Below are 6,853 nucleotides of genomic sequence, written 5' to 3' on the forward strand. Positions count from 1 at the left end.
TTCAAGGACGGCGACGTCTGGTTCAACACCGGCGACCTGATGCGATCGCAGGGCTTCGGGCACGCCGCCTTCACCGACCGCCTCGGAGACACGTTCCGATGGAAGGGCGAGAACGTCGCCACCACCGAGGTCGAGGCGGCCGTGTCCACCGACCCGCAGGTCGAAGAGGCCACCGTGTTCGGTGTCGAGGTGGAGGGCGCAGGCGGCAGGGCAGGCATGGCCGCCATCCAGCTCAGGGACGGTCGGGAGTTCGACGGCAAGGCGCTGGCCAACGCCGTCTACGGGAACCTGCCCGGATACGCGGTGCCGCTGTTCGTCCGCATCACCGACACCCTCGCCCACACGTCGACGTTCAAGAGCCAGAAGGTCGACCTGCGCAAGGACGGCTACGGCGGCGACTCCGGCGAAGGTGACGAGGACGCCGGGAAGGTCGAGGACCCAATTTATGTGCTGGCCGGGCGCGACGAGGGCTACGTGGAGTTCTACGACGAGTATCCCGCCGAGGTCGTCGCAGGCAAGCGCCCCAAGTCCTGACGAGTTCGGCGCGCTCAGTGGCGCGCGGCGCAACTGAGCGCGCCCAAACCGCACGGCCGTAGCCTGGGAGACATGCAGGCGTCGTTTCTGGGCCGCCCCGTGGCGGGCGATCGCGCCATGATCATGGCGATCGTCAACCGGACGCCGGACTCGTTCTACGACCGCGGTGCCACGTTCACCGACGAGGCAGCCAAGGCAGCGGCACACCGGGTCGTCGCCGACGGTGCCGACGTCGTGGACGTCGGGGGCGTGAAGGCGGGCCCGGGCGACGTCGTCGACGCCAACGAGGAGATCGCCCGCGTCGTGCCCTTCATCGAATGGCTCCGCGGCGCCTATCCCGACCAGCTGATCAGCGTCGACACCTGGCGCGCGTCGGTTGCCAAGCAGGCGTGCGCGGCCGGTGCGGACATCATCAACGACACGTGGGGTGGGTCGGATCCGGGTCTGGCCGAGGTGGCCGCCGAGTTCGGTGCAGGCCTGGTGTGCTCGCACACCGGAGGAGCGATTCCGAGGACGCGTCCGTTCCGCGTCAACTACGGGCTTTCCGAGCGTGGAGTGGTGGACGACGTGATCGCGGAGGTGACCGCGGCGGCCAAACGCGCAGTGGCCGCAGGCGTCGCGAGGGACGCGGTGCTGATCGATCCGACGCATGATTTCGGTAAGAACACTCATCATGGCCTTAGTTTGTTGCGCCACGTAAAAGACCTTGTAAACACTGGATGGCCTGTCCTGATGGCCCTGAGCAACAAGGATTTCGTCGGGGAGACTCTGGGCGTGGGCTTGACCGAACGCCTCGAGGGAACACTGGCCGCGACTGCGCTCGCCGCGCAGGCGGGAGCAGCCATGTTCAGGGTCCACGAGGTGGGGTCCACTCGACGTGTGCTGGAGATGGTCGCGTCGATCCAGGGCGTGCGTCCACCGACGCGGACCGTAAGGGGACTGGCATGAGCTTGACACCTGAACTCGAACTCGCCGCCGCCGATGCCGTAGCGGGACACCGCTGGTTGAGCGATCACACATGGCGCAGGCCGCAGTGGACCGTCGCCGACCTCGAGGCGGCCAAGGCAGGCCGGACCATCTCCGTGGTCCTTCCCGCGCTGAACGAGGAGGAGACGGTCGCATCCGTGGTCGACACCATCACGCCTCTGCTCGGCGGGTTGGTCGACGAGATCGTCGTGCTGGACTCCGGTTCGACCGACGACACCGAGATTCGCGCCGTCGCCGCGGGCGCCAGGGTGGTCAGCCGGGAAGCCGCGCTACCGGAGGTCGCGCCGCAGCCAGGCAAGGGTGAGGTGCTGTGGCGCTCGCTCGCCGCGACCACCGGCGACCTGGTGGTCTTCGTCGACTCCGACCTGATCGATCCCGACCCCATGTTCGTGCCGAAACTGCTCGGTCCGCTGTTGACGACCGACGGCGTGCACCTGGTCAAGGGTTTCTACCGTCGCCCCCTGAAGGTGAGCGGCAGCGAGGACGCCAACGGCGGTGGCCGGGTCACCGAGCTGGTCGCGCGGCCGCTGCTCGCCGCGTTGCGTCCGGAGCTGACGTGCCTGCTGCAGCCCCTTGGCGGCGAGTACGCGGGTACCCGCGAACTGTTGACGTCGCTGCCCTTCGCGCCCGCCTACGGCGTCGAGATCGGGCTGCTCGTCGACACCTACGACAGGCTCGGCCTTGACGCCATCGCGCAGGTCAACCTTGGCGTGCGGACCCACCGCAACCGGCCCCTGACCGAGCTGGCAGCGATGAGCCGTCAGGTGATCGCCACATTGCTGTCGCGGTGCGGAGTACCCGACTCGGGCGTCGGCCTGACGCAGTTCTTCGCCGACGGCGAGGACTACACCCCGCGTACCTCGACGGTGTCGTTGGCGGACCGGCCGCCGATGGTGACGCTGCGACCTCGGTGATCCCCGGCCGCGCCACCGCCCGGCGGGCGCTGCGTCATAGTGCTCAGGCAGTATCGACGTCGTGACCTTGATCCTGCTTTACCTGGTCGTGCTCGTCCTGGTGGCCACCGTGTTGTTCGGCGTCGGAAGCGTGGTGTTCGGACGGGGTGAGCGGCTGCCACCCCTGCCGCGCGCCACCACCGCCACGGTCTTGCCTGCCTCGGAGGTCACGGGGGCCGACGTCGACGCCCTGCGCTTCACCCAGACGCTGCGCGGCTACAAGGCCAGCGAGGTCGACTGGGTTCTCGAGAGGCTCGGTCAGGAGCTCGATCAGCTCAGGGGCCAGCTCGCCGCGGTCCGCGCCGCCTATGGCATCGACGACTTCGTCCCCGACTCCGACGGGGGATCGGACGCCGAGTTCGACACCGAGTTCGACGCCGAGACCAACGGCGATCCCGGCGACGTGCCCGAGGACGCAGCCCACCCGCGCGGGGTACCTGCGCTGCCTGCGGACGGACGGGACGAGCAGTGACCGCCGTGGTCGACGGCGACGGGCGAATTCGTTGCAGCTGGGCTGATTTCAGTGGTCCCCGCTGGGCTACCGACGACTCGGTCCTCTACCGCAACTACCACGACGCCGAGTGGGGCCAGCCGTTGACGGGCAGTCGCGAACTGTTCGAGCGCATGACGCTCGAAGCGTTTCAGAGTGGGCTGTCCTGGCTCATCATCCTTCGCAAGAGGGAGAACTTCCGGCGTGCGTTCAAGCGTTTCGACGCCCAAAAGGTGGCGCGCTTCACCGAGGTCGACATCGAGCGATTGATGGCAGACGTGGGGATCGTGCGCAACCGCGCCAAGATCGAGGCCACCATCGCCAACGCACGCGCGGTGGCCGACCTGGACGTCGAACTCGGGGAGATGCTGTGGTCGTTCGCCCCCGCGCGGCGCCCTCGGCCGACCGATCTCACCGAGGTGCCGGCGGTGACACCCGAGTCAACGGCGATGGCAAAGGAACTCAAGCGCCGCGGATTCAAATTCGTCGGCCCCACGACCGCCTATGCCCTGATGCAAGCGACCGGGATGGTCGACGACCACGTTGCCGATTGCTGGGTTCCCACCGTCGTGCGAGGCGGCTAAGTCGGGTCTTTGCACACCGAAGGGCTCCCATAGGGAACAATGGTTGAAGATCAGTTCAATGCCGAGTGCTGTCGCCGGGTGGGCAGTCTCGGCCCCGATCCGGTCCGCCTATGCGGATCGGCGCATGCGGAGGGAGCACTGGATGGCGGCGATGAAGCCCCGGACCGGCGACGGTCCACTGGAAGCAACCAAGGAGGGGCGGGGCATCGTGATGCGAGTACCACTGGAAGGTGGTGGGCGTCTCGTCGTCGAACTCACCCCCGACGAGGCCGCCGCCCTCGGCGACGAACTGAAGAACGTAACGAGCTAGCTGGCGCCCCGGCGCTTCGCTACGAGGAGACCTTCCGGTAGATCTCCAGGGTCTGCTCGGCTATGTGTCCCCAGGAGAACTCGTCGATGCACCTCTGGCGCCCGGCGCTCCCGTACTGCTGGGCACGTGCGGGGTCGGCCACCAGGGCGTTGACCGCTTCGGCGAGTCGGGCTTCGAATGCTGGGGTGTCGGCGGGGTCGTAGTGCACCAGCAACCCGGTGCGGCCGTCCGCCACCACCTCGGGGATGCCACCGACGTCGGAGGCGACCACAGCCGTCGAGCACGCCATGGCTTCCAGGTTCACGATCCCAAGCGGTTCGTAAACCGATGGGCATACGAAAACAGCTGCTGCCGAAAGTATTTCGCGGATCTGATCCCCGGGTAGCATCTCCTGCACCCAGAAGACCCCGGTGCGCGACCGGGCGAGTTCCTGTACCGCGCCACCCACTTCGGCCGCGATCTCCGGAGTGTCCGGAGCTCCCGCGCACAACACCAGCTGCACGTCGGGTGCGAACCGGTGCGCGGCGGCCACCAGGTGGGCGACGCCCTTCTGCCGCGTGATCCGGCCGACGAACGCCACGATGGGGCGAGTCGGGTCGACGCCGAGGCGGCCGAGCACCGATCCGCTGTCCGCAGGCCCGGCCGGATACCACTTCTGGGTGTCGATCCCGTTGCGCACCACGTGCACGCGGTTGGGGTCCAGCGCAGGGTAGGTGGCCAGGACGTCCTCACGCATTCCGGAGCTGACCGCGATCACCGCGTCGGCTGCCTCGACCGCCGTGCGTTCCACCCAGGACGACACCCGGTAGCCGCCGCCGAGTTGCTCGGCCTTCCACGGCCGCATCGGCTCCAGCGAATGCGCCGTCAAGACGTGGGGTATGCCGTACAGCATTGCGGCGAGGTGACCCGCCAGTCCGGCGTACCAGGTGTGGGAGTGCGCGACGGTCGCGCCTGCCGCGGCATTCACCATGACCAGGTCGGCGGACAGCGTCGTCAGCGCAGGGTTGGCCCCGGTGAGCGCGGGATCCGGCTGCGCCACCGATACCCTGGGCACACCCGGCCGTGGTGCGCCCATGCAGTGCACGTCCACTTCGCACATGTGCTGCAGCTGGGCAACGAGTTCGGTGACGTGTACTCCCGCGCCGCCGTACACCTCTGGTGGGTATTCCCGTGTCATCATCGCCACCCGCATGATGACGACGGTAGTGGTCAGGCGGTGTCACCGCACCCAATTGTCTTGACCGACAGTCGAGGAGAAGTGCCTGCCAATAGTGCGAATGGCTAGCCGCGGTCCATGACGGCCGATAGGTTTGACGTATGAGGGAACTGCCACACGTCTTGGGCATCGTCCTGGCGGGCGGTGAGGGCAAGCGGCTGTACCCCTTGACCGCGGATCGCGCCAAGCCTGCCGTTCCCTTCGGCGGCGCATATCGGCTGATCGACTTCGTATTGTCGAACCTGGTGAACGCCCGCTACTTGAAGATCTGTGTTCTCACGCAATACAAGTCGCATTCGCTGGATCGCCACATTTCGCAGAACTGGCGACTGTCGGGGCTTGCCGGTGAGTACATCACCGCGGTCCCTGCGCAGCAGCGTCTCGGTCCGCGGTGGTACACCGGGTCGGCTGATGCGATCCTGCAGTCGCTCAATCTCATCTACGACGAGGACCCCGAGTACGTCGTCGTGTTCGGTGCCGACCACATCTACCGCATGGATCCCGAGCAGATGCTGCAGTTCCACATCGAGAGTGGAGCCGGTGCGACGGTGGCCGGGATTCGGGTGCCGCGCGCCGAGGCGACGGCGTTCGGGTGCATCGACGCCGACGAGTCCGGACTGATCCGCGAATTCATCGAGAAGCCCGCCGACCCGCCGGGCATCCCCGACGATCCTGAGCAGACCTTCGCGTCGATGGGCAACTACATCTTCACCACCAAGGTGCTCATCGACACCATCCGCGCCGACGCGGAGGATGACGACTCCGACCACGACATGGGCGGCGACATTATCCCGCGGCTGGTGCGCGACGGCAGCGCCGCGGTCTACGACTTCAACGACAACGAAGTCCCCGGCTCCACCGAGCGCGACCACGGCTACTGGCGTGACGTCGGGACGCTCGATGCCTTCTACGATGCCCACATGGACCTGGTGTCGGTCCACCCCATCTTCAATCTGTACAACCGGCGCTGGCCCATCAGGGGCGAGCCGGAGAACCTGGCGCCCGCCAAGTTCGTCAACGGCGGTTCCGCCCAGGAGTCGGTGGTCGGTGCGGGCAGCATCATCTCCGCGGCGTCCGTGCGCAATTCGGTGTTGTCGTCCAACGTGCTGATCGACGACGGTGCCATCGTGGAGGGCAGCGTGATCATGCCCGGCGTCCGCATCGGCCGTGGTGCCGTAGTCCGCCGCGCGATCCTCGACAAGAACGTGGTCGTCGGGCCCGGTGAGATGGTCGGCGTCGACCTGGAGAAGGACCGCGAGCGGTACGCGATCAGTGCGGGTGGCGTCGTCGCCGTCGGCAAGGGTGTCTGGATCTAGCCCCCTTCCCGCGCGAGCGAGCGTGTCTGTACGGCGACACGCCGCTGCGGGTGGCACTTGGCGCACGCTCGCGCGCCCTGCCTTCGGTACTCATTCGCGCCGCGCACGAACGATCCAATGGTGTGCGCGTTGACTATTCAGAGGTCGGCAGGATCCAGTCGCGCCTGCTGAAGTCTGCGCCTTCGTCTGCGCCGCAGCAGCAACCACGCCGCCCACGCCAGGGCGAGGACGAACACCAGCACGAGGGCGGGCAGTAGCAGAGCGGCGAAGACCAATCCGATGCTGGTGACGTCCTCCATCGTGGACAGGACAGGCGCGGCGACCCCTGCGGTGGCGACGTTGGCGGCGGGCCTCACCGCGGATTTGACCAGGTGCACGACCAACGCGATGACCACGCCGATCACCACTGGAATCCACTTGCCCGATTGCGCGAACTCGCCGGGGTCGGCGACGGCGGCGGTTT

9 protein-coding genes are annotated in these 6,853 nt (G+C 67.4%); 7 read left to right on the forward strand and 2 right to left on the reverse strand.

Features of this window, described 5'->3' with window-relative positions; genetic code table 11:
• The 6 genes from ACRDUX_RS15745 to ACRDUX_RS15770 all read left to right on the forward strand — a co-directional run.
• Positions 1–534, forward strand: a 534-nt coding sequence (locus ACRDUX_RS15745; RefSeq protein WP_526414949.1) for an AMP-binding enzyme, incomplete at its 5' end; no start/stop codon positions are given.
• Positions 535–606: 72 nt separating this feature from the next.
• Complete coding sequence (gene folP / locus ACRDUX_RS15750) at positions 607–1,482, forward strand: dihydropteroate synthase (RefSeq protein WP_526414950.1); 876 nt, start codon at positions 607–609, stop codon at positions 1,480–1,482.
• A complete protein-coding gene (locus tag ACRDUX_RS15755) occupies positions 1,479–2,435 on the forward strand; it encodes a glucosyl-3-phosphoglycerate synthase (protein WP_526414951.1) in 957 nt (318 codons plus the stop codon). Before folP ends, ACRDUX_RS15755 begins: the two co-directional genes overlap by 4 nt.
• A gap of 61 nt (positions 2,436–2,496) precedes the next feature.
• Positions 2,497–2,946, forward strand: a complete 450-nt coding sequence (locus ACRDUX_RS15760) for a DivIVA domain-containing protein (protein WP_526414952.1) — start codon at positions 2,497–2,499, stop codon at positions 2,944–2,946.
• Positions 2,943–3,548, forward strand: coding sequence for a DNA-3-methyladenine glycosylase I (locus ACRDUX_RS15765; protein ID WP_526414953.1), 606 nt, complete (start codon positions 2,943–2,945; stop codon positions 3,546–3,548). The genes ACRDUX_RS15760 and ACRDUX_RS15765 overlap by 4 nt, the downstream gene beginning before the upstream one ends.
• 142 nt (positions 3,549–3,690) lie before the next feature.
• The gene (locus tag ACRDUX_RS15770; RefSeq protein WP_005059648.1) at positions 3,691–3,858 is read left to right on the forward strand and encodes a DUF3117 domain-containing protein; all 168 of its coding nucleotides are present in this window, start codon (positions 3,691–3,693) and stop codon (positions 3,856–3,858) included.
• A gap of 19 nt (positions 3,859–3,877) precedes the next feature.
• Here ACRDUX_RS15770 and glgA read toward each other — a convergent pair whose 3' ends face one another.
• Positions 3,878–5,050, reverse strand: coding sequence for a glycogen synthase (glgA, locus tag ACRDUX_RS15775; RefSeq protein ID WP_526414954.1), 1,173 nt, complete (start codon positions 5,048–5,050; stop codon positions 3,878–3,880).
• 125 nt (positions 5,051–5,175) lie between these two features.
• Here glgA and glgC point away from each other — a divergent pair, with 125 nt between their 5' ends.
• Complete coding sequence (glgC, locus tag ACRDUX_RS15780; protein WP_526414955.1) at positions 5,176–6,390, forward strand: glucose-1-phosphate adenylyltransferase; 1,215 nt, start codon at positions 5,176–5,178, stop codon at positions 6,388–6,390.
• Positions 6,391–6,527: 137 nt separating this feature from the next.
• Here glgC and ACRDUX_RS15785 read toward each other — a convergent pair.
• Positions 6,528–6,853, reverse strand: a 326-nt coding sequence (locus tag ACRDUX_RS15785) for a DUF4126 family protein (RefSeq protein ID WP_526414956.1), incomplete at its 5' end; no start/stop codon positions are given.

The organism is Mycobacterium sp. (assembly GCF_050701675.1).
Classification (GTDB): domain Bacteria; phylum Actinomycetota; class Actinomycetes; order Mycobacteriales; family Mycobacteriaceae; genus Mycobacterium.